Annotated in this window: 24 protein-coding genes; 6 read left to right on the top strand and 18 right to left on the bottom strand. The window is 37.0% G+C overall.

Annotated features, from left to right (window positions below; translation table 11 throughout):
* Positions 1–191: 191 nt before the first annotated feature.
* From EsVE80_RS02950 to EsVE80_RS02935, 4 genes are read right to left on the bottom strand one after another with little or no spacing between them, the layout of a single operon-like run.
* On the bottom strand, positions 192–851 hold the full coding sequence (locus EsVE80_RS02950) for a Crp/Fnr family transcriptional regulator (RefSeq protein ID WP_173102408.1): 660 nt from the start codon (positions 849–851) through the stop codon (positions 192–194).
* A gap of 32 nt (positions 852–883) precedes the next feature.
* Positions 884–1,420, bottom strand: coding sequence for a ferritin-like domain-containing protein (locus EsVE80_RS02945; protein WP_173102407.1), 537 nt, complete (start codon positions 1,418–1,420; stop codon positions 884–886).
* A gap of 3 nt (positions 1,421–1,423) precedes the next feature.
* Positions 1,424–1,651, bottom strand: coding sequence for a heavy-metal-associated domain-containing protein (locus tag EsVE80_RS02940; protein ID WP_173102406.1), 228 nt, complete (start codon positions 1,649–1,651; stop codon positions 1,424–1,426).
* A gap of 30 nt (positions 1,652–1,681) precedes the next feature.
* Positions 1,682–3,571, bottom strand: coding sequence for a heavy metal translocating P-type ATPase (locus tag EsVE80_RS02935; protein WP_173102405.1), 1,890 nt, complete (start codon positions 3,569–3,571; stop codon positions 1,682–1,684).
* A gap of 234 nt (positions 3,572–3,805) precedes the next feature.
* Here EsVE80_RS02935 and EsVE80_RS02930 point away from each other — a divergent pair, with 234 nt between their 5' ends.
* Positions 3,806–3,961 carry a hypothetical protein gene (locus EsVE80_RS02930; protein WP_173102404.1) on the top strand — a complete coding sequence of 52 codons (156 nt, stop codon included), beginning with the start codon at positions 3,806–3,808 and terminating at the stop codon, positions 3,959–3,961.
* A 64-nt stretch (positions 3,962–4,025) separates the two neighbouring features.
* Here EsVE80_RS02930 and EsVE80_RS02925 read toward each other — a convergent pair whose 3' ends face one another.
* From EsVE80_RS02925 to EsVE80_RS02910, 4 genes are read right to left on the bottom strand one after another with little or no spacing between them, the layout of a single operon-like run.
* Positions 4,026–4,691: an HAD family hydrolase gene (locus tag EsVE80_RS02925; protein WP_173102403.1), complete on the bottom strand. Its 666-nt coding sequence runs from the start codon at positions 4,689–4,691 to the stop codon at positions 4,026–4,028.
* A gap of 18 nt (positions 4,692–4,709) precedes the next feature.
* Complete coding sequence (gene dapF, locus EsVE80_RS02920; RefSeq protein ID WP_173102402.1) at positions 4,710–5,528, bottom strand: diaminopimelate epimerase; 819 nt, start codon at positions 5,526–5,528, stop codon at positions 4,710–4,712.
* Positions 5,529–5,544: 16 nt separating this feature from the next.
* Positions 5,545–6,837: a diaminopimelate decarboxylase gene (lysA, locus tag EsVE80_RS02915; RefSeq protein ID WP_173102401.1), complete on the bottom strand. Its 1,293-nt coding sequence runs from the start codon at positions 6,835–6,837 to the stop codon at positions 5,545–5,547.
* A gap of 3 nt (positions 6,838–6,840) precedes the next feature.
* Entirely contained in the window at positions 6,841–8,004 is a 1,164-nt protein-coding gene (locus EsVE80_RS02910; RefSeq protein WP_173102400.1) for a M20 metallopeptidase family protein, read from the bottom strand.
* A gap of 348 nt (positions 8,005–8,352) precedes the next feature.
* Between EsVE80_RS02910 and dapA the strand changes: the two genes are divergently transcribed.
* The 3 genes from dapA to dapD all read left to right on the top strand — a co-directional run bounded on the left by dapA (position 8,353) and on the right by dapD (position 10,884).
* Entirely contained in the window at positions 8,353–9,234 is an 882-nt protein-coding gene (gene dapA, locus EsVE80_RS02905) for a 4-hydroxy-tetrahydrodipicolinate synthase (RefSeq protein ID WP_173102399.1), read from the top strand.
* Positions 9,235–9,392: 158 nt separating this feature from the next.
* Positions 9,393–10,145: a 4-hydroxy-tetrahydrodipicolinate reductase gene (gene dapB / locus EsVE80_RS02900; RefSeq protein WP_173102398.1), complete on the top strand. Its 753-nt coding sequence runs from the start codon at positions 9,393–9,395 to the stop codon at positions 10,143–10,145.
* Between the two features lie 25 nt (positions 10,146–10,170).
* On the top strand, positions 10,171–10,884 hold the full coding sequence (gene dapD, locus EsVE80_RS02895) for a 2,3,4,5-tetrahydropyridine-2,6-dicarboxylate N-acetyltransferase (protein ID WP_173102397.1): 714 nt from the start codon (positions 10,171–10,173) through the stop codon (positions 10,882–10,884).
* A 281-nt stretch (positions 10,885–11,165) separates the two neighbouring features.
* On the opposite strand, the gene EsVE80_RS02890 is transcribed toward dapD, so the two are convergent.
* The 4 genes from EsVE80_RS02890 to EsVE80_RS02875 all read right to left on the bottom strand — a co-directional run bounded on the left by EsVE80_RS02890 (position 11,166) and on the right by EsVE80_RS02875 (position 15,010).
* Positions 11,166–12,119, bottom strand: a complete 954-nt coding sequence (locus EsVE80_RS02890; protein WP_173102396.1) for a DHH family phosphoesterase — start codon at positions 12,117–12,119, stop codon at positions 11,166–11,168.
* Between the two features lie 14 nt (positions 12,120–12,133).
* The gene (locus EsVE80_RS02885; RefSeq protein ID WP_173102395.1) at positions 12,134–13,465 is read right to left on the bottom strand and encodes a DRTGG domain-containing protein; all 1,332 of its coding nucleotides are present in this window, start codon (positions 13,463–13,465) and stop codon (positions 12,134–12,136) included.
* A gap of 68 nt (positions 13,466–13,533) precedes the next feature.
* Positions 13,534–14,217 carry a metal-dependent hydrolase gene (locus EsVE80_RS02880; RefSeq protein ID WP_173102394.1) on the bottom strand — a complete coding sequence of 228 codons (684 nt, stop codon included), beginning with the start codon at positions 14,215–14,217 and terminating at the stop codon, positions 13,534–13,536.
* A 220-nt stretch (positions 14,218–14,437) separates the two neighbouring features.
* On the bottom strand, positions 14,438–15,010 hold the full coding sequence (locus EsVE80_RS02875) for a TetR/AcrR family transcriptional regulator (protein ID WP_173102393.1): 573 nt from the start codon (positions 15,008–15,010) through the stop codon (positions 14,438–14,440).
* A gap of 190 nt (positions 15,011–15,200) precedes the next feature.
* Between EsVE80_RS02875 and EsVE80_RS02870 the strand changes: the two genes are divergently transcribed.
* Positions 15,201–16,349 (top strand): MFS transporter, encoded by a 1,149-nt coding sequence (locus EsVE80_RS02870; protein ID WP_173104111.1) that lies wholly within the window; start codon positions 15,201–15,203, stop codon positions 16,347–16,349.
* A gap of 491 nt (positions 16,350–16,840) precedes the next feature.
* On the opposite strand, the gene lacD is transcribed toward EsVE80_RS02870, so the two are convergent.
* The 4 genes from lacD to pfkB all read right to left on the bottom strand — a co-directional run bounded on the left by lacD (position 16,841) and on the right by pfkB (position 20,778).
* Complete coding sequence (gene lacD / locus EsVE80_RS02865; RefSeq protein WP_173102392.1) at positions 16,841–17,812, bottom strand: tagatose-bisphosphate aldolase; 972 nt, start codon at positions 17,810–17,812, stop codon at positions 16,841–16,843.
* An 11-nt stretch (positions 17,813–17,823) separates the two neighbouring features.
* A complete protein-coding gene (locus EsVE80_RS02860; RefSeq protein WP_173102391.1) occupies positions 17,824–18,279 on the bottom strand; it encodes a fructose PTS transporter subunit IIA in 456 nt (151 codons plus the stop codon).
* 63 nt (positions 18,280–18,342) lie between these two features.
* Positions 18,343–19,776, bottom strand: coding sequence for a PTS fructose transporter subunit IIC (locus EsVE80_RS02855; protein ID WP_173102390.1), 1,434 nt, complete (start codon positions 19,774–19,776; stop codon positions 18,343–18,345).
* 45 nt (positions 19,777–19,821) lie between these two features.
* Positions 19,822–20,778, bottom strand: coding sequence for a 1-phosphofructokinase (gene pfkB / locus EsVE80_RS02850; protein ID WP_173102389.1), 957 nt, complete (start codon positions 20,776–20,778; stop codon positions 19,822–19,824).
* 165 nt (positions 20,779–20,943) lie between these two features.
* On the opposite strand from pfkB, the gene EsVE80_RS02845 reads away from it, so the two are divergent.
* On the top strand, positions 20,944–21,690 hold the full coding sequence (locus EsVE80_RS02845; protein ID WP_173102388.1) for a MurR/RpiR family transcriptional regulator: 747 nt from the start codon (positions 20,944–20,946) through the stop codon (positions 21,688–21,690).
* A 68-nt stretch (positions 21,691–21,758) separates the two neighbouring features.
* On the opposite strand, the gene EsVE80_RS02840 is transcribed toward EsVE80_RS02845, so the two are convergent.
* Both EsVE80_RS02840 and EsVE80_RS02835 read right to left on the bottom strand, forming a co-directional pair.
* Positions 21,759–22,235 (bottom strand): YbaK/EbsC family protein, encoded by a 477-nt coding sequence (locus tag EsVE80_RS02840; protein WP_173102387.1) that lies wholly within the window; start codon positions 22,233–22,235, stop codon positions 21,759–21,761.
* Entirely contained in the window at positions 22,228–23,667 is a 1,440-nt protein-coding gene (locus EsVE80_RS02835) for an MFS transporter (RefSeq protein WP_173102386.1), read from the bottom strand. Before EsVE80_RS02835 ends, EsVE80_RS02840 begins: the two co-directional genes overlap by 8 nt.
* Positions 23,668–23,714: the final 47 nt, after the last annotated feature.

Below are 23,714 nucleotides of genomic sequence, written 5' to 3'. Positions count from 1 at the left end.
CCGGCAAAGCTAATAGTATTGCCCATTCCTAAATTCTGCTGACAATCATTTTAATAGCATTGATACACTGCAATCGGATTCACTAAATTTTACAGCATCAAATTTTCAAAAATTAATATATTCTCGCCACTAAAAAATGCTGAATAAAGCCGCATACATTGCTTGCTTTATTCAGCATTTTTTTAGTGTTCTTATAGGTCTTCCAAACCCTCTTTATCTCGCAGAGTCAATTGGTATCCTTGACGTAAAATCAATTGTTTTTCTTCCAACAATTTAATTTTACGGGAAAGAGTCTCCGGAGTAGTGCCTAAAAAAGCCGCAAGTTCCTTCATTTTCATGGGAATTGTAACAACGTCACTATTTTCTACGGTACTCAAATCCAGTAAATACGTGGCTAAACGTTCTTCAATTTTCTCCATCGTTAAAAATTGACTTTGCTGTTCCACTTTTGTCATTTTTTCAGCATTAATTTCCAAAAGTTTTAAACTAAGTTCGGGATAATCCAGCAATAACTGTTTAAAGTCTGTTTGCTTTAAAACGCAAACTTCGGTTTTTTGCAGCGCTTCACTGAATAGATTATTGTTACTAGCTCCAAAAAGTAGATTTTCTCCTTCATAGCCACCTGGTTCCACCACTCGCAAAAGTTGCTCTCTGCCTGCAGCGGATAACTGATACACTTTCAAATTACCACTGGCAACAATCACCAGTTGTGCTTCTTTGTCAGGTGTTGTGACTTGTTCACCTTTTTGGAAGACTTTATGCTGCACCAATTGATTGATTTTTTTTTGATCTTCTTCGTCTAAGTGATTAAACAACGGTACCAATGCAACACATAGGTGGTCATGTGCCATGAAAGTTCCTCCTTTTAAGATAATATTAACAACTAATCTTCTTCGTCTTCTTCCAACAAGCCTTCTAATGCATCATGGCCAATAAAACTTTGGAAAAGACGACTTTGAGCTTTTAACCAGCCATACAATGCTTGTAAAAATACAACTAAAGCAAATTTTTCTTCTTTTTCGGCTAGTTTAATTCCTCTAGTAACGAATAAATTTTGTGTATTAAAATCTTGGACAGCTGTAAATAAGATATTCTCTGTCGTTTCGTATTTTAACTGGCCGCTTTCTTCTAACATTGTATAGCGAGTAAACTCTGCAGTGGTCGTGGGAATGACTTCACCTTCATCTAACAACAATCGATTGAGACGGTCAAACAATTCGTCTTCTTTTTTTATAGTATCTGCTATTTGAGAACTAACCCCTTTGGCAGTTCCTTTTAAATAGTAATTGGCTTGCCGCAACTTATTACGTTGAATGAAAAGATTCGCTAAAATGTGCCCACTCATTGCACCAGCAGTTGGTGTATGATGATCTTTTTCACTTTGTACGAGTTCTGCTTGATATTTTTCTGCTGCATTCATATTTTACGCTTCCTTTACTTTTACAGATTGGACTTCATAACCTAATTTTTCAATTGTTTTTGCTAATGTTTCTCCAGTCGTTTGATTTGCATCAATTTCTGCTTTCACTTTGCTGGCGTTAAATAAGACTTTCACTTTTTCTACCCCAGCTTCTTGGCTCACTGCACTTTCAATTTTTTGCATACAAGACGGGCAAGTTAACGCTCCTAGTTGAATAATTACTTTTTCCATCTGACATCCTTCTTTCTTGTTTTGTTGCTCTTATTGTAAGACTTCTTTTGCCTCAAATACTTGATAGCTATCAAGTTTTCCAACTTTAAATGGTAATAAACGCATTCCATTGGCGATAACGACTAAAATACTTAATTCATGAACTAACATGCCGCTAGCCATATAAATATAGCCAAAGATTAGTCCTACTAATAAAAATGCTACTGTTCCCACTGCCAACGCAATATTTTCTTTCATATTCCAAACTGTCTTTTTTGTTAAAGCATAGGCTTGTACTAATTTCGTAAAATCGGAATTCATTAAAACGACATCTGATGTTTCTACTGCAACATCGGTTCCATTTCCCATAGCAATCCCAATATCTGCTAAAGCAATGGAAGGACTATCATTCACGCCGTCTCCGACAAAAGCTACTTTGTGACCGGCATTTTGTAGTTTTGTAATAAACGCAGCTTTATCTGAAGGTAACAAGCCACCGTGAATTTCTGTTATACCAAGTTCTGACCCAACAATTTCAGCCGTTTTTTCATTATCGCCGGTTAACATTACTAGGTTTTCTGCACCCATCTTCTTTAATTGGGTTAGTGTTTCCTTTACCTGAGGACGAATTTGGTCTTTAATTCCCACCAACTGAGCTAATTTGCCATCGATTGCCAAATAAACTAACGAATGCCCCATTGCTTGTAAGTTTATTTGATCTTTTGCAGAATCTTCTACATTCACACCGGCTTCTTGCAGTAACTTTTCATTTCCAACCAATACTTCATGTCCTGCAATTATTGCTTTTATTCCGCTACCTTTTATTACATTCGTTTTTTCTACCGTTAAAAATTTTTCTACAGCAGCATATTGTAATATCGCTTGTCCCAAAGGATGATCTGATTCGCTTTCAATACTTGCAAGTATCCGTAAATTTTCTTCTTTACTCCCCGTATAATTTTCTAAAGCCGCAACAGTAGGTTTTCCTGCTGTGAGCGTTCCGGTCTTATCAAAAACAAAAGTATCCACTTTACTAAAAGTATCTAAAACTTCTCCACCTTTTAATAAAATACCAAACTTAGCGCCATTGCCAATTCCAGCCACATTAGAAACCGGCACACCGATTACTAAAGCACCTGGACAGCCCAGCACTAAAATTGTAATAGCCAAAGACAAATCGCGACTAATCAGTCCCACTACTAAAGCTAAAATTAAGACAAATGGTGTATAAAACTTAGCAAAGCGATCAATAAACCGTTCTGCCTTTGATTTACTGTCTTGGGCATCTTCCACTAATTCAATAATTTTCCCAAACGTTGTGTCTTCCCCTACTTTTTGTGCTTCTATTTGGAGCGTGCCGTTATCTAATAACGTACCTGCAAAAACCAAATCACCTCTTTTTTTGTGTACAATTGCGGATTCACCTGTGACACTGGCCTCATTCAAATAACCTTCTCCACTGGTTATCACACCATCTACTGGAATTTGTCCTCCTGTTTTGACTAATAATTGATCCAAAACATCCACTTCATCCACATCAACTTCTTCAATTTTCCCCTCGTTGATGACAAAAGCTGTAGTCGGTGCCATCTGTGTTAATGTCTTGATTGCAGAACGCGTCTTTTGCAAAGTTTTTTGCTCTAAGAGACTGCCAAATAAAAATAGGAAAGTCACAATTGCGGATTCATTATACTCACCAATTAAAAATGCCCCTACCACCGCGATGGTAACTAATAAATCAATACTAATCACCTTCACACGTAAAGCTTGGTACGCTTGGATAAAAATTGGCACCCCGCCTAAAAAAGAAGCTACGACCATAGCTGCTACATACCCTGCTGAAAAATGCATACCTTTACTTATAAACGCAGCTACAATCAAAAATCCGCTTACAACAGCCAACTTGTTTTTATACTGTAAAATTTTTTGTTGAAATTTCATTTTTAATTCCTCCTATGTTCTTTAGTGTCAAAAGTTTAACGGCTTGCTTAACTTTGTGTCTTTAGTTTAACGACTTTCGCGTAGCGATAAATTGATAGTCATCAAGTATTTTGCTATTTCGTAAAAAAATATTTAAATCGCGAGCATATACTTTTTAAATAACAAAGGTTCTTGCTAAGATAACAACAATAAAAGAAAATATTTTTTCATAAATTTATATAGGAGTTGATTTTTTTGAAACAAACAAAAACTATCAAAGAAAAGCAAGGCAAAACTTTCACACCCCGCAATGAATTTGAAGCTCGTCTTTTTAAACGTTTTGAAAACTACGCTACAAAAGAAGAAACCGTTAAAAATAACATCTCGTTTGTTAAGCAAGAACAAAAATAAAAAACGTAAGAATCAGCATCTCAGCTGATTCTTACGTTTTTTCTATCATTTATTAAATGCGTCTTTATTTGTGATACTGCTGATATATCTTTTGACATTTTGTATAGTCAAGATCAGAAAATGTTGTGACGACTACATCTGAGCACAAATCCAGTATAGGATAATTGGGATTTGCAAAACCAATTCCAACCATCTCTGCTTTTTTGACTGCAATACTTCCATTAGGTGAATCTTCCAATGCTACACAGTTTATAGGTGATACTCCCAAACGTTTTGCCGCTAACAAATAAACGTCTGGTGCGGGTTTAGAATGCTCCACTTCCTCCCCACTTGCAATAACTGTGAAATCTTGATAAATTCCAATTTCCGACAATGATTTTTTTATTTCACTTAAGGGTGAAGAAGATGCAACTGCCAAGTTGACACCTGCATTTTTTAATCCTTTGACAAATTTTACCGCTCCTTGAATCGGTTTTGTTCCATCTCTTTTTACAATTACTTCCCGTCGCTTAATCATTTCACGAATATAATACGCAGCTGATTCAGGTAAAGCCAATTCTTTTTTCATCGTTTCCCAAGTATATTGATAAGAAGTACCCATAAACTTACTATGATAACTACTAGGAACCATAATGCCCGCATCTTTTAAAAGGCTATCTTTTGCTTCAAAATAGCTATATTCAGAATCAATCAATACTCCGTCCATGTCAAAAATAATTGCTTCTAACATATGTCACCAATTCTCTCTTTAAATTTGTGCCAATAAGGCTTCTCCACTTAACAAACCTTCTGCAATCCATGTTGCATCGCCAGTAAGAAAAAGCTTTTCTTGTTGCACGTTTACTTCTAGCTTACCACCCAATACAGACAATGCAACCGGATTTTCTTCAACTTGTTGTGTGCGATTTAAGACATACGCTACAGATGCTGAACCTGTTCCGCAGGCTAATGTAAAATCTTCTACGCCTCTTTCATACGTTCGAACAACTACGCTATTTCCCGCGACATCGTAAAAATTTACATTAGCACCTTTGGGTAGTTCTGACCAATAGCGTAGTTTTTGAGCTAAAAGACGTAAATCGGATAAGTCTTTTTTGGCTAAACCCGCATATGCGATAACAATATGGGGAATAGCAGGATTGCCTAATTCGACATAATAGACCGTATTTTTCTCAAATTCTTTTACCTCAAATTTTGTAACATCATTTAGCTGTACTTTGTAGATATTTTGGCTTAATTTCCAAGCTGGGACTAATCCTGCTATAGTTTCTATCACCATTTTTTCTGATGCTAATTTTTTTTCATATGCATAACGCGCTAGACAGCGCGCACCATTTCCACACATCTCGGCTTCTGTGCCATCGGCATTATAAAAACGCATGCGAAAATCACCGCCTTCTTGTGGTACATCTACAGCCATTACAGCATCTGCTCCCACTGAAAAGCGGCGACGACAAGCACCTTTTGCGAGTGCACTTAATTCATCTGTCTCTAATTTTAAGTCAATATTATTAAGGACAATAAAATCATTGCCCGCACCTTGCATTTTTACAAAAGGAATATCCATTATTTCACGTCCTTTGTTATCTTTTTACTTCATTTTGAATCATTTGTGCATACGTTTGTCGTTTTACTACCACTTCTGATTGACCATCTTTTACAAAAATCACAGCTGGCAGTGGTAATTTATTATAATTACTCGCCATAGAATAGCCGTAAGCTCCTGTTGTAAACGTAGCAAAAAGATCTCCTGCTACAACAACGCTAGGAACTGCTATATCTTTTATCAATAAATCTGTACTCTCACACGCTTTACCAGAAATCGTCACTTCTTTAGATACTGGTTCATTCATTTTATTAGCCACGACACCACTATACTTTGCATCATAAAGACCTGGGCGAATGTTATCTGTCATGCCGCCATCGATACTAATGTATTTTCTTAAATCAGGCAGCTCTTTAATGGCGCCAATCGTATGCAAGGTAATGCCGGCTTCAGCCACAATGCTGCGACCAGGTTCAATCACAATTTCAGGACGAAGTAATTTATTTTCCTGACAGAATTTTTCGGTTAATTCCATAACTGGGTCCAAAAAGTAACGATAAGGTTTACGGACATCTGTTTTTGTATAACAAACGCCAAAGCCACCACCATAATTTAACTCCTTAATCTGATACCCATAGCGTTTTTTCACCTCTAACATTAAATTAAGGGCAACTTTGACAGCAGCAAGATGCGCATTATTATCACTTAATTGGCTTCCAACATGAAAATGAAAACCATAAAATTCCAAATCTTCTGCTTGCAATACTTTTTCAATCTGTGGATATAAAATTTCAGGTGCTAAAGGGATACCAAATTTAGAATCTTTTTGTCCTGTCGAAATAAAAGCATGCGTTTTGACATCTACCTCTGGTGTAATTCGAAACATAATCCGGGCTTTTTTAGCCAATTTGCGACAAATTGACTGAATTAATTCTACCTCTTGTAAACTATCGACAATAATACGTCCAACCCCATAATCTAGTGCCATTTCCAATTCGGCTTCTGATTTATTATTGCCGTTAAATTCAATTTTTTCTGCTGGAAAATCCGCAGCTATTGCCGTGTACAGTTCCCCACCTGAAACAACATCTAAAGAAAAATTCACTTGATTGATTAATTGCAACATCGCAATGGTATTGAAAGCTTTACTTGCATAAGCTACTCGGGTATTAGGATATTTATTGATAAACTGCTCTTTTAAATCCTGACACTCTTTTAAAATCATATTTTCTGAGTAGACATATAAAGGTGTACCGTATTGTTTTGCTAAAGTAACTGTATCACAGCCGTCCCAATACAGATGACCATTTTTAACTTCTTTTTGAAACATTTTTTACACACCTTTCTCATTTAATACGTGTATTAAATCAACATAGCATTGAATGCCGCCTAACAAATTCTTTTCATCAAAACGTAATTTACTACTGTGCAGCGGATATATATAATCCTTTTCTTCATTTTTTATACCGACAAAGAAAAAGAGACCTGGAATTTTTTGTTGAAACATGGAGAAATCTTCTGCCAACAAATAAGGTGGTGACGTAACATAGCTATCTTTTGCGACTTTCTTTAATGCCGCTACCATTTTCGCGTCGTTGTCTACCACGCGATACATATGATTGAAATCAATTGTTGCTCTGCAATCATAAGCCGTTGCAATATCTTTAGTTAACGTTAGGATACGTTTAGTTATTTTTTCATAAACAGTATCTGAAAAAACCCGCAGTGTACCAAAAAGTTCAACTTTTCCTGGAATAATATTCATCGCTTCTCCTCCATGAATCTCACCAAAAGTTAATACAGCTGAATCAAGCGGGCTAATATTCCGCGAAATAATGGTGTGTAATCCTTGAATAATCGCTGCTGTTGCTAAAATTGCGTCAGCACCTTGTTGTGGTTGCGCACCGTGAGCACTTTTACCTTGGACGGTAATGGTTACTTCCCCGTTGCGAGCCATCATACCACCTTGTTTACAAGCAATGACACCTTCGTTAAAATCTGGAAAAACGTGTAGCCCTATAATTTGCTCTATACCGAATTTTTCTATGATACCTGCTTCAATCATCAGTTGTGCACCGCCAGGACCTTCTTCAGCCGGTTGGAAAATCAAAACAACCGTGCCGCAAATCTCTTCTGGATGTTCGCTTAAATATTTTGCAAAGCCCAACATGGTAGCCATATGTCCATCATGTCCACAGGCATGCATCCGCCCTTGGTGTTGTGAACAAAAAGCTACACCACTTTCTTCTGTTACGGGTAAAGCATCTATATCTGTTCGAAAAGCTAAAGTTTTGCCGGGCTTATTTCCACGAAAAACAGCCACCAAACCAGTATCCAAGACTTCATGGACCTCTTGAACATCTAAATTAGTTAATACACTTTTTAAATACTGACAAGTTTTAAATTCTTGCAAACCCAATTCAGGAATTTGGTGTAAATCACGTCGAAATTTAGTTACGTCTTGTAACAATGCGCGAATTTCATTTCGAATTTCCATTTTATTCATCCTCTTTTTAAGAATAATTTCCATTATTATCATTCATTAAACTATTTTTTACTTCATAAATTAGCTGTTGTTTTATCTCAATATAAATTGAGTTATTGATAAAATGTAATCGCTCCATTATAATGACGTTTGTTTTTTTTACAGTTCTCGTTTTCAACCATTATGCAAAAATATTCATTATTTTCAGAATATCCTTGGCTATTTCCTGTCATTATAGTATATTACTTTGTAAATAGTTGCGATTTTCGTATAAAAAATATTTTCTGAATTTTTTATAATTTCTCTCTATTTTACTAAGAAAACGCAAGAAAGCAAATATTTTGAAAAGGATGTGTTGATATGGCAATTTTTGAAGGAGCTGGCGTTGCCCTTGTTACCCCAATGAAAACAGATGGAATGGTAGATTTCGATAAGTTAAAACAATTAGTAGAGTGGCAAATCACAAAGGGAATCGACGCAATTATTGCCTGCGGCACAACCGGCGAAGCCTCAACTCTTATTGATGAAGAACATATCGCGGTGATTGAAGCTGTTGTCAAGCAAGCTGCCGGACGCGTGCCCGTGATTGGCGGTACTGGTTCAAATAATACACAACACGGCATTCATCTAGCCAAAGAAGCACAACGTGTAGGCGCTGATGGTTTGTTAATTGTTACGCCCTATTACAATAAAGCAACGAACAGCAGTTTGATCAAACATTATACCGCTATTTGTAATAGTGTTACATTACCTATTTTACTATATTCTATTGCCGGCAGGACAGGAATGAACTTAAGTCCGACTATGGTAGCAGAATTAAAAAAAATTCCCAATATTGTTGGTATCAAAGAGGCCAGTGGTAATATCTCTCAAGTCGTAGAAATTTGTAGTTTAGCAGATGAAAATTTTGCCGTTTATTCTGGGAATGATGATCAGGTCTTACCTTTTCTTTCTGTTGGTGGTTCTGGTGTTATTTCAACTATCGCCAATATTTTACCGGCAGAAACCTCGCAAATGGTTCATGATTTTTTAGCTGGTGATATTCAAGCTGCACAAAAAACACAAATTCAACAACTCCCATTGATTCAAGCAATCTTTAAAGAGGTAAATCCTGTTCCAATTAAAGCTGCCGTCAGCCTTTTGGGAAAATGTGAAATGAATTACCGGCTGCCATTAGACAAACCCGAGTCCAAAACGTTACAATTATTAAAGACAGAAATGAAAAATTTTGGTTTACTTTAACATTTAACCTATAATTGAAAAATAGTGTGTTCTTTATGAAATAACTGGTTATAGCCTTTCAAATATTAGTTTGCTATACAACCAAACAAAAAGCTGTACCTTTTGGTTCAGCTTTTCTTATTCCAACTATGATGATTAAATCTTGAAAGGAGTTTTCTATGAAGAAAGTCTTATTAAGTGGTTGTCACGGGCGCATGGGGCAAGTTTTACAAAATATAATTAAAGACCATTCAGAATTAGAAGTTGTCGCAGGTATTGACCGCAATCCGATTCAAAAAGCTGATTTTCCTGTTTACGCTAACCTGTCTGAAGTCGTCGAAAAAGTGGATGTTGTAATCGATTTTTCTCACTACAGCGCTGTACCTGCTTTAATTAATAGCTGTGTCGCCCAAGAACTGCCGTTGGTTATCGCCACAACGGGTTTAACAAATGAAACAAAAACCATGTTGCCAGTCGCCGGTCAAGTTATCCCCATCTTTTATTCTGCCAACATGTCTTTAGGAATGAATGTTTTAATAAAAGCTCTCCAAACCGTATCCTCAGCCTTAGAAAGTGATTTTAATATTGAAATTATCGAAAAGCACCACAATCAAAAAAAGGATGCCCCCAGTGGAACCGCCCTTTTACTGGCGGATAGTATAAATGACTCTTTAGCGAAACCAAAAGAATATATTTTTGGCAGAGAGGGTAATGATTTAGAAAATCCATTAGATCAAATGGGTATCCACGCTATTCGAGGAGGAACAATTCCTGGTGAACATACAGTCATATTTGCCGGTCCGGATGAAATATTGGAATTCAAACACACTGCCTTATCCCGCAATATTTTTGCCAATGGTGCTTTAAAAGCTGCTGAATTTTTACTAAAGCAAAAGCCAGGCTTATACAGCATGGAAGATTTATTAACTTAGAATAGATTTACAAGGAGGGTAACAAATGTCAGATTTACATTTTACTGATCCTTATGCATTAGCCAAATACATTAAGGATGCCGAGAAAAAAACACCTGTAAAAGCTTATGTCCGTGGTAATTTTGGCGGTTTAAGTCACGATAAAATTAAAATTTTTGGTGATTACAATTCTTGGGTATTAATTGGTGATAATCAAGATATTCAAGAATTCTTAAAAAAATATCCAGAGAAAATTGAAGATCTCTACATTGAAAATGATCGTCGTAATTCAGCCGTTCCGTTACTAGACTTAACTAAAATCGATGCCCGTATTGAACCGGGTGCTTTGATTCGTAATGAAGCGGTAATTGAAAAAAATGCCGTCGTGATGATGGGCGCTGTGATTAATATTGGTGCGGTTGTCGGCGAAGAGACCATGATTGATATGGGCGCAATACTAGGTGCACGAGCAACTGTCGGAAAACGTGCCCACATCGGTGCTGGAGCCGTCCTAGCTGGGGTTTTAGAACCACCATCAGCAAACCCTGTAATTATAGAAGATGATGTTTTAATCGGTGCAAATGCAGTTGTTTTAGAAGGCGTACGTGTTGGTAGAGGTGCTGTTGTAGCAGCCGGTTCGGTCGTAACAAAAGACGTGCCTGCTATGAGCGTTGTAGCTGGTTCTCCTGCAAAAATTATTAAAACAAAAGACGAAAAAACTACGAGTAAAACTGAATTTTTAGATGACTTACGAGGATAAGCTTAGAAGTCTGTATTAGTCTTAAAAAGCATTAAATTCTTTTTTGTATCTGATTACCCAAATCTCGTTTCAACATGATAAAAAATATACACCTGAATCAATCAAAATCTAGCAAATAAGCTTTTCTCTTAAGTAATAGAGGTAGTTGCTTCATTTGACACTTATTTTCAAAACTTCATAAAAAAAATACACTTTCAACTTTTATCACAGCCAAAATTAAAGGCCAGAGATAAATGAAAAAGTGTATTTTTTTATTTTGAATTAAACGAGTGGCGTAATAATTACTGCGCTAAATACTTACGACAAGCCGCTTGAATTTCTTGATAAATTTCAGCAACTTCTTTTAGGTCTTTGGCATTGGCACCACTAGCTAAAGGATGTCCTCCGCCATGATGACGCTTGGCAATCTCATTAATGACTGGCCCTTTTGAACGCAAGCGTACCCGATAGTAGCCTTCAGGTTGCTGCACAAAAATTCCCCAAGCCAGGGTAACATCAATCGTTCCTGGTAATGAGACAACATGGGAAGTTTCTGAATCAACTACATTAAATTTATCCAATAATTCTTGAGGTAAAATGACCCGTCCTGCGCCATTTTCATCCACTTCAATATTTTCATAGACATAACCCGAAAGCTTCGCTACCTTCATGGAAATTTGTTGCAGTTCACGATTTAACTTAGCCGCATCAAAGCCAAAGTCTAAAAGTTTGCCGGCAATTTCTAATGTATAAGAAGTAGTTGCTGGATATAAAAAACGCCCCGTATCGCCAACAATTCCTGCATATAATAAGCGAGCTGCTGCCACACTAACTTTTAGCAGATCTGGAAATGAAAAAGCGAAATCAGCAATCATTTCACTACAACTGCTAGCCTTGGTATTGACCCAGACCAAATCTCCATAAGGCTCATCATTGGGATGATGATCAATTTTAATTAATTTGGCACCATTTTTATATCGCTGATCACTCACGCGGGGCGAATTAGCCGTATCCGTTACAATCACAAGTGCCCCTTTATAAAGCTCATCTGCCACTTCATCCATTTCGGCCAAGTAATGTAAGCCTTCAACAGGCCCTCCTACTTGATAAATTTCTTTTGTTGGAAAACTGGCCCGTAATACTTCTGCTAGACCCACTTGCGAACCTAGAGCATCTGGGTCTGGACGCATATGCCGATGGATAATAATACGATCATATTCTTCAATTGCTTTTAAAATTTCGTGTCTAATGTTCATCTTCTCACCTTAACTTATGGCCGCTCTAAAACTTGGCAAGTAACGATTGCCAAAGCTGCCAACGTATTTTCTAAATAAACTTCGATTTCCAACTTCGCACTTCGTCGTCCCAACTCCAACATGCGAGTATGAATGGCTATTTTACTCTCTAATTGTATCAAACGCAAATAATGCATATTCACTTGTTCAATCCACGTATTGCGCCGCTGTTGTTGCAGCAAAGCACGCTTAGCGGTATTAGCGACGATTTCATTTAAAACACCAAAAGAAATCGTCCCGACTTCATTAACCATTTGAGGCGTAACTGTAAATGTATAGTAAGGTTTATCCAATTTATTGCCTTCATTATCTTGGTCTATTAATTGAATATCACCTGTGATTTGATCGGAAATCGTATCGGCAATTTGTGGTTGACGTTGCACCAATTGCATCGCCTTCATCACGTCTTGACGAGAAACTAAGCCAACCAAGCTCAAATCATCAGAGACCACTGGCATAACCTCTAACCCGTCCCAAATCATTTGATGACTGACTGAAGCCACACTCATTTCACGTTTGACGTAGCTAATTTCTTTTGTCATTACGCGTTCAATTGCTTGATTATCTTGCTTTTCCAAAATATCTTTGGGCGTGACAATTCCCACCAGGCGCATATTTTTATTAACAACTGGAAAACGAGAATGTGTTGTACTTTCAGCCAATCGTTTGTAGTCTTTGACTGTTGCTGAAACATCCAAGTAAGAGGTTTTTTCTAATGGCGTAAAAATATCACTTACAAGCATGATGTCTTTTTTAATCAACTGATCACTTAACGCTCGGTTAATCATTGCCGCTACTGTAAACGTGTCATAAGTTGTACGTAAAATGGGCATTTGGACTTCATCGGCTAGTCGACAAATCTCACTTGTAGTATCAAAACCACCTGTAATTAAAACGGCGGCACCTTCTTTTAACGCCAAACGATGAACACCTTCGCGATTACCAACAATCATTAAAGAGCCTGGTGTAATGTACCGGGCCATAGCATCTTCTTTCATAGCACCAATCACAAATTTATGTAAAACCTTATCTAATCCGGCTTTACCACCTAAAACGTCGCCTTCAATAATTTGGACCACTTCACCAAAAGTTAGCCGCTCAATATTTTTCTTTAATTTTCGTTCAATCCGAATGGTCCCCACTCGTTGAATCGTCGAAACCAAACCAATATTTTCGGCATCCTTTATCGCGCGATAAGCTGTCCCTTCACTAACATTTAGCGCTTTGGCAATACCCCGTACGGAAATTCGATCCCCCACAGGTAAACTTTCAATATGAGCTAAAATTAAATCATGTTTTGTCGCCATTGTTCCACTCCTAGTTATGGTATACACTTTTTTTATACAGCGCTTGTTTATCAATATCTTTGTTGTTTTTATAACGTGAGACGCTCGCCAACTGCCATTACTTTTCCAACACCAGTTGGTAAAAGGGCTATAAAAGCGTTGGGATCTTGCTCAATTAGCGGAAAAGTATTGTAATGGATGGGTACCACTTGTTTTGCCTGTAATCGCTTAGCCGCAGAAGCTGCCTCTGTTGGTCCCATGGTAAAATTATCACCAATTGGTAAAAAGGCTACATCGATAGAAAACGCCTCGCCAAAAAGAGCCATGTCGCCAAAATTTGACGTATCCCCAGCATGATAAATCGTTTTACCTTCAGCTTGTAGAATAAAGCCAGCCGCTTCACCCAAATAAACCATTTGACGCTCAACTTCATAACCTGAGCTATGTTGGGCGTGAACCATCTTCACTCGCCCAAATGGAAAGTCAAATTTACCACCGATATTCATACCATGAGTATTTTTTACCCCATTTTTTTCAGCAAAATTACATAATTCCACCATGCCAATGATGGTAGCATTGCAGTTTTTAGCGATTGCAACCATATCGCCCACGTGGTCACTATGTCCATGAGTTACCAAAATATAGTCTGTTTTTACCTCGGCTGCTACTAAATCTGTTTTAGGATTACCCGTAATAAATGGATCAAATAATAAATCCGTACCATCTTCTAATTTGATAGCGATTACGGAATGACCATGGTAAGTGATTTCCATCTCTTTGCCCCCTTACGTTACAACATAAAACTAATACAGTTTTTACTTATCTATTGTAACAGACTTAAACAGAAAAAGGGTATGAAAAAAATCGGCATAAGAAGAAATACTCTTTCCTACTCCGATTTTAAAAAGAAATAAGTCAATTAGTTTAAGTGTGATATGTGCCTGCAATCTTCGTAAATAGCTGATAAAAGTCTATAAATCGCTCCTAACCTGTTTATTCTTTGGCCTTCCTTGCAATAGTCTGAACAAATTGCGTCAATACTGCGACAAAACTTTCATCAGAATCGAGCATCACATTTTGAAAATAACCCAACTGACTCAAACTGACATAGCCATGAAGTAAGCTGCGAAACCCACGACTTTCCATTAAGACTTCTTCTTCTGATAAACCAAACGAAGCCAATAACTGAGATAACAATGAGGTATTTTTTCGACCGGCTAAAAGCAGTGCGTCATTGTTAAAGCTTGGAATTGTATTAAGCAATTCGTAGACCGCTTGATACTTCAAAGCAAAGCGCCGATAAGCCTCTCCGTAGGCTAATAAAGCTGCTTCTTTTGTTTTTCCTATTAATTGTGATGTTAAATATTCATGTAATCTTTCATGAAGAAAAATTGCAGTATGAACTTTCAAGTCGGTTAAATTTTTAAAATGATTATACAAAGACGGTGGTTTAATTGCTAAAGCTTCGGCCAAACGGGGAAAACTAACTTGTGCCAATCCCATTTTTTCTGCCAACGCAATGTAAGTTATTATAATTTTTTCAGGAGTTAAATCCCGCCGTTTCATAAAATCCCTCCTTACGAAAACCATTTTAACACAAAGCTTTTTAAACTACTAACAATAGTTGACAAACTACTAATCGTAGTTTAGTCTATAAAACGAAAGTGAAGTGAGTGTTTTGACAATACTAAAAAAGTATTTTGCCAGTAATGAACTCTGGCAGCGTAATCTGCTTATTTTATGGTTTGGTAGTTTTATGACCGGAATTGGCTCCAGCTTAATTTCTCCTTTTTTATCGCTATATGTAGATACCTTAGGCAATTTCACAAAAAAAGAATTAAGTTTTCAATCTGGTTTAATTTTTGCGAGTACTTTTATTACGATGGCCATTGTCTCGCCTTTATGGGGCAAGCTAGCCGATCAAAAAGGGCGTAAGCCCATGTTGCTTAGAGCCAGCTTGGGTATGGCAATTATGATTTTTTCCATGGGCTTTGTGACAAAATCATGGCAATTACTTCTTTTACGGCTTTTATTAGGTGCATTTTCTGGTTATACCAGTAATTCCGTTGCCTTAATGGCGATCATTACACCAAAAGAACATTCTGGTCGCGTGCTTGGCACACTTTCAACTGGAACTGTAGCTGGAACTCTTTTAGGCCCGTTGTTTGGTGGTATTGTAGTAGCCCATGCTGGCTATCGTATGACATTTTGGATTACCGGCATCATTATGTTTTTTGTTTTCTTACTAACCGTCTTTTTTGTCAAAGAACATTTTACCCCCAAACCAAAGAACAAGGTTTTGACTGCTAAAGCATTAACACAAGTTATTGACCATCCAAAGGTAATTATTGCCATGCTTTTAACCACAACAATTTTACAATTAACAGATAAAGCAATCAGTCCCATTTTGAGTCTATATGTACGCCAACTTGTACATAATCCACAACTTGTTACTATTTATAGCGGGATCGTTGCTTCTGCTCCTGGGGTAGTCATGCTATTTTTTGCACCTTTATTTGGGCGGTTAGGAGATCGAATTGGTCAATATAAGATTTTACTTTTTGGTCTGGTCTTATCTTTTAGCATTTATTTCACACTAGGTTTCAGTCATGCAATTTGGCAAGTTATTTTATTACGCCTTTTTATCGGGGTTAGTGACTCGGCATTAGCCCCTAGTGTACAAATTATTTTATCGCAAAATAGTCCCCAAGAAGCGACTGGACGAATCTTTAGTTACAATCAAACGATGCAATCAATTGGCGCAATTGGCGGTCCTTTAATTGGTTCCACGGTGTCAGCTTACTTTGACTATCGCTATGTCTTTTTTGTATCAGCCTTATTTATTGTTTTAAATATTTTGAACTATGCATCCAATTTCCCCCAATTAAAAGAAAGCAGGTATTAATTATTTCCACCTTGCTGGGAATATATCCTTTAGTCGCCATTGATTTGCAAAGAAAACTTTAGCTAGTGGCAACGCAACTTTTTATTTAACCTCCAACGTACAAAAAAGAACTTACTGGTAACGAAGTTCGTTGAAATGGGTTTTATTTCATTGGGTAAGTAGCTGTTACTACTTTTGACTATTTACATTTTGATGTCAAAAAATATCAACTTTTCACTTTTGCAAGAGATTATGGCAAGCTTTGCTTTAAAATAAAAATTAAATTAAAGCAACTATTATTATAATTCCCACATTACAATTTCCAAATACACTCTAAACTATTTTTAGCTAACAGATCTAGGTTGGCAATTGTGTCGTTGCGGTATTGATACTTTAATTTTAACTGGAAAAATGGCATTTACGCTTACGGTGTTGTATTTCTTGGGCTGCTTGTCTTGTAGTAGTAAAGCTGAAAAAGAGCTGTGACATCATCTCATCACAGCTCTTTTTTCTTAAAATTTAACTGGTGTTGCAGTCGCTTGTAAGACTTCATTTAACGCTTCAATATTTTTACGTCCTTCATTTTGCATCCATTCTCTTGCTGCATCTTCGCCACCTGTGATAAATGGTTCAACCCCATTTGCCCACGTTGCACGACCACATAAGACACCATTAAACGTTGAGCCTGCTTCTTTAGCAAACTTCAATGTTTCTTGGAATAATTCAGCGGTAACACCTGCTGATAAGAAGATAAATGGTAAGTCTGTTGCTTCTGCTTGTTCTTTGAAATACCCCATTGCTTCTTCTTTTGTATACGCAACTTCACCTTTTGCGTAACCTTCTACATAGTTCATGTTGACCGGAACTTCCATTTTTAATACATCTACACCATAGCGTGGTTTGGAAAATTCTTTCATCATTTCGATCACTTTATGTGGTTTTTTCAGCGCATATTCTTTAGTGCTAGCATCGGCATCGTTTGCATCATAAGAAACCAATTCCAAGAAAAATGGTAAATCTTCTGCGGCGCATTCAGAACCAATTCGTTCCATGAAGGCTTTCTTTTGATCGTTGATTTCATCACTTTCATCAACATCATAGTAAAGTAAGAATTTACATGCATCTGCCCCTGCTTCTTTTAGACGTTTCACAGACCAAATAGACAAAATATCTGGCAGACGTCCAGGTGTAGAGGCATCATAACCTGTTTTTTCATACGCTAGTAATAAGCCGGCATTTTCATCGCGAACACCAGCCGCTGGCAAACCAAATTCTGGATCTAGTAAGATGGATGAAGCATATTGAGTTAATTCAGAAGACACGATTTTTTTAAAGTCTTCAATTTGAACAGCCTCTGCCTCTGTGTCTTGGTATTTATTAATCATTTTCTTTAACGCACCACGTTGATCAATCGCAAGTGCAGAAATCACACCGTTTTTGTCACTTAATTGTTTGATAAAGTTTTTTTTTGCTTCTGTTGTCATGAATATACTCCTTAATTTTCCGCTAATTTACTGTTTAAAAGATCAGCAATCTCTGTTGGGGTGCTAGCTGCTTTTAGTCCTTTGGTTACATCTTGATGCATCAAAAGACGCGCTACACTGGATAAAAGTTTCAAATGTGTTGTTCCTGCCTCAGAATCTGGAATAAATAGGGCAATGATAAAATCTGTCGGGCTACCATCTAAACTGTGCCAATCGACTGGATTATCTAAACTAACGATTAAAATGTCAGCAGTTGTAATTGTTATATCTTTAGCATGGGGAATCGCAAAACCATCCATCATCCCTGTCGTTCCTTCTGCTTCACGTTCTAACAACTTTTGATAGACTTTCTTTTCATCTCTTGCTAGTCCTAGTAAAACTGCCTTGTCAGCTAAAAAATGCATTACTTCATCTTGCGTTGCAAAATTTTCTCTTAAAAAAATATGGTCTGTTTTAATTAGCGCCATGTTTTTCACCTTTCTTTAAAAAAGCTGCAGCAATATTGTTTATCTACTGCAGCTTTTATTTCTTTATGCTTGTACTTCAATCTTTGTTTCAGTTGTTTTGTTTTTTGTAGCTTTTGTAACCCGATTTTTTTGAATAAGTCCTAAGATAACACCGCCAACAATAGACCCTACGAGAATGGCAAATACCCATTGTAATTTACCATCTACTACTGGCAAGACCAAAAAGCCACCATGAGGCGCTGGTACTTTCACACCGAACATGTACGTTAAAACAGCTGCAATAGATGAACCTAACATCATAGTTGGTAAAACCCGTAATGGATCTTTAGCTGCAAATGGAATGGCGCCTTCTGTAATGTGTGTTGACCCTAAAATAAAGTTAACTAAACCAGCATTCCGATCATTGGTTTCAAAATATTTACCAAAGAACAACGTAGCAAAGCCAGTAATTAATGGTGGTGCAATACAAGCTGCCGAAACACCTGCCATAAAGCTGCTGTTGCCTTGGGCTAATAGTGCTGTACCTGTTACGTAGGCTGCTTTATTCACTGGTCCTCCCATATCAAAAGCACACATACAACCAACAATGATTCCTAATACGAGTGGTGAAGAATTTTCAAACCCAGACAAGAAACTCATCATGCCTTCATTAACCGTCTTCATTGGACCAGCAATTAAAGCCATAATTGTCCCAACAACTGCAACTCCAATAACGGGATACAAGAAAATTGCCTTTAATCCATCCAGTTGTTTTGGTAAAACTTTTAACAAACGTTGCAATAATAAAACAAAGTAGCCTGCTAAGAAACCTGCAAAAATACCGCCTAGAAAACCAGCACCACCAGAATTTGCTAACAAACCACCTACAAACCCAACGACTAAACCAGGACGCTTGGCAATTCCTTCAGCGATGTAAGCTGCCATTACAGGTACCATCATTCCCATTGCCGCATCGCCAATTGATTTAAACATTGCTGAAGTTGCATTATAGGTTGGATCATTTGGATCAAAAGAGTAAACACCCCAAATAGCAAAAGAAACTGCAATGATAACCCCACCAGCTACTACAAACGGCAACATGTGAGAAACACCATTCATTAAGTTTTTATAAATGCTACGACCAATATTCATTTGTCCGTTTTCAGTTGAAACTTCTTCCACGGTATTTGCAACAGCACTAACTTTACCTTTGCCGGCAAGCGCGTCGTCAATTAATTGATCGGCTTCTTTAATTCCTTTGCTAACCGATACATCAATTATCCGTTTACCTGCAAAACGTTCAGCGTGCACGTCTTTATCTGCAGCGATAATAACAGCCTCTGCATTTTTTATTTCCTCAGCTGACAATTCATTTTCTACTCCTACTTGTCCGTGCGTTTCAACTTTAATCGTGACCCCTTTGCGCTTTGCCGCTTGTTCCAATGCTTCTTGCGCCATATAGGTATGAGCAATACCAGTAGGACAACCAGTTGCTGCAATAATTTGATATTTTGCCATTTCGACACTCCTCATTTCATTAAATTTAATTGTTAAAACCACTGTTTAAGCTAAGACTTCATCTTTTTTAACGTCTTCTTTAATTACTGTAATGTTGATTTGTTCTTCTAGTTGACTGACATCAGAAAAATCTGTTAAGCCTTTTTGAAAAGCAGTTGAACTACCTGCTGCAATCGCCTGCTGCAAAGTTTTTGTTAAAGGTTGTTTTTTTATTATTCCTGCAATGAATGTCCCTAATAACGTATCTCCTGCACAGGCTGTATTGACCACCTGTCCTTTGGGAGAATTTCCTACTAAAACACAATCTTTTGTAATAAAGTTAGCACCGTCACCGCCTAAAGAAAGCAAAACATTTTGCGCCCCTTCTGCTACTAAACGTTTGCCGTAAGTAAGATAATCCGCCTTTGTCTGGAGAGTAACGTCATACCAAGCTGCTAATTCTTCTTCATTTGGTTTTAGTAAAAATGGTTTGTATGGTAGACACGCCAGCACTTCTTGATAGCTACTGTCAAGAATTAGGTTCACTTGTTTTTTATAACAAATCTTACTAATTGCAACTAAAATTTCTGGTGACACTCCTTGTGGCAGACTTCCAGACACACACAAGTAATCATCGGCTTTAAGTAAATTTTCTAATAGTGTTAAAAACTCCATAGTTTTTTCAGCCGGTATTTCTGGCCCTTTATTGACTAATTTGAATTCCTCCCCTGTTTGTTTCACTTGGGTAAAGACATTGATACGGGTCATACCGGGTACTTCAATAAAATGAGTGCTAATTTCTTTTGCTGCTAAAAAATCGTTAATATATCCTCCGGTAAAACCAGCTTGAAAACCCAATGCAGTGTTATCAACACCCAATTGCTTTAAAATTAGTGAAACGTTCACGCCTTTGCCATTTGCTTGAATATCATCATCTTTGGTTCGATTAACCGTATGAGGTTTCATACTATCGGTTTCAATAAATAGATCAATGGCCAAATTCAAGGTACATGTATAAATCATCTTGTCCCCTCCTTTCATTTTTATTATGCATTAAGTAAAGATGTAAATGTTTTCAAATAGAAACAAATTCGCTGAAAATTTTTTCACTTTTTATAACCCCTGTACATCAAATTGGTAAAAAGTTACAATAATAAATAGCAAATATCGATTGGGAAGGATACCATCATGGATGCAAAATTAAGCGAATCAGAACAATACTTATGGGATTTCATTCAAAAAAACATTACACATATTCCCCATTATTCCATCGTTAAATTAAGCGAATTGGCAAATGTTTCTACTGCTACGATTGTTCGAACAATGAAAAAGATGGGTTATGAAGGCTTTACTGCTTTTAAGCACTCTTTAAAGGAAAAAGAAAATTCCAACATCAATTTTTCCCATTTAGATAAAATTGATGAAGGCATTAAAATGGCGATTCTAAAAAATGAACAAGAAGTGATTCGAACGATTAATATGATTGAAATCGGCAATATTGAAGATGCTATTCAACGTATTCATGCAGCTAAACGCATTATGATATTTGCCCGAGGCTTTTCTGAATTAATTGGCCAAGAAATGATGGTGAAACTGCAATTAACCAATAAGTATTGTGAACTCCATACCGATCCAAATATTATTCGGAATATTTCTCGTAAACTGACCAAAGATGACGTTGTAATTTTCGTATCATTAAACGGCGAAACAGAAGAACTGGTAGTTGCTGCTAAAAACTGTTATGAAGCTGAAATTGGTACGGTTTTATTAACTGCCAGCCGTTACTCTTCGCTAATGGAATATATCGAGATTCCTTTTATTGGTTTTAAATCCGAGGGCTCTTTTTTCCCTGATTACGAAGTACGCTCTCGGTTACCTTTATCGATTATGGCCCGAATACTTTTAGATTCTTATGCCTTGCGAACAGCAAAATAAAAAAAGCAGATATAAAAGTTAGGTTGAAAATTTTGCCTAATTTTGTATCTGCTTTTTATTTAAAATGCTTATCCTGCTAAGATGTCTGCTTGAATCGGCTGAATCAAAGCAATCAAATCCGTTACTTTTACTTTGATACTATGACCCAATTCCCCACTAGAAACAATTACTTTTTCATGAGCTAGAATACTCGTATCAAATAATTGGATGTAATCAGGATGTTGCATGAAAATTCCAATTGGCGTATTGGCGCCATGTGGATAGCCAGTTGCCGCCATAACATATTCCATTGGCGGAAAGCCCACTTTACGATTTCCAGAAGCTTTAGCCGTTTTTTTATAATCGAGCCGCCCATCAAGTGGAACAAGTGCAATGACGGTTCCCGTTTTATTTCCTTTTAAAACCAAGGTCTTATAAATTGTCGTACCCGCTAGTTGTAACTTTTCAGCCTGAGCGCGACCTTCATCTTCATCACTTACATCAAACGTAAAACTTTCAAATTGCATCTGGTTTTCTGCTAAATATTCTTCCACTGCATTAGACATGTTTTCTGATGCCTCCTTGTTTTTTCACCCGATAAAGCGTTAAGAGTAATGCTATTAAACAAAGTAAAAATGATCCTAGAAAAGTAATTTTCATTCCATAAATAAAAACATCTGGTCGCGCAGCAATATAAGTTGTGACCCGTTCTCCCATTTTTGAACTCATCGCATCATATAAGATCGTCGTGGCAAGTGAAATACCTATAACCATTCCTAAATTACGGGCAAAAGAATTCAAGCTGCCTGCAACACCTAAATTTTCTTTGGTGACACTACTCATGACCATTGTATTATTGGGCGATTGAAATAGTGAATTACCTAATCCCATGATAGCAGTTGCCACAACGTAATACCACAAAGGTGAATCTGCGTGCATAAACATATACATGAGCTGGGTAACAGCTAACATAACTAATCCAGTTAAAACTAAAATTTCTGGCCCCATTTTATCCGTTAAATAGCCACTTAAGGGAGAGCCAATTACCATTAGAAATGGAAATACCATCATGAGAAGTCCGGCATAACTTGGTGAAAGCCCACGGGCACTTTGAAGGTAAAAAGGAATAACAACATTGACAAAAAAGTTAGAAGAAAAAATCAACAACGCTGTAACTAAACTCATCGTAAAAACCTTATTTTTGAAAATACTAAAAGTAATCAAAGGTAATTTTACTTTCTTTTCAACATATAAAAAGACAAAAAAGCTAATTATCGCCAAAGCAAACAATAGTAATGGAATAGTCGTTAAAAATCCGTGTTCTTGTCCTAAAAAGACACCGCCAAAAAAGGTCATGATTGTCGCTGCAATTGCGGCAAAACCACCCATGTCGATTTTTTCACCGCTTAATGTAATGTCTTTGGGTAAGAATTTTTCACTTATTAACATGGTAATAATCCCAACAGGCACATTAATCCAAAAAATATACGCCCATGAAAAATGCGCCAAAATTAAACCACCTAAACCAGGTCCGGCAATGGAGCCTAAAGAGACAAAAGCACCAATCATTCCTAGCGCCCGACCTCTTTCATGCATTGGAAAAACTTCGGTGATAATTCCGGTATTCGTAGCCATGGTCATCGCAGCACCTAAAGCCTGAATAACCCGCGCAAACAATAGAAACGTTAACGAGTGATTAAAGCCACATAAAAGAGAACCAAAGACAAAAATTAATGTCCCAATGCGGTAAATTTTAATTTTTCCCCAGCTATCTCCGATTTTCCCAAATAATAGTAAACAAGCACAGACCATCATCAAATAAATGGAAACAATCCATTCTGACTGATTCATTGGGACATGCATGTCTTTTGAAATAGTTGGCAGCGCAATATTCACAATACTACCGTCTAATGTAGACATAAAAGTGAACATCGAGACTGCAACGAGAATCCACCAACGATTTTTTTGGACAACCTTATCTTCTTGGTATGTATGCATATATAACTTCCTTTCGTAAAAAAATAAAACCGTTTTGCTAAACAATT

The organism is Enterococcus saigonensis, from assembly GCF_011397115.1.
In the GTDB taxonomy this organism is placed as follows: Bacteria; Bacillota; Bacilli; order Lactobacillales; family Enterococcaceae; genus Enterococcus_C; species Enterococcus_C saigonensis.
This window is presented reverse-complemented; position numbering and strand designations above follow the sequence as displayed.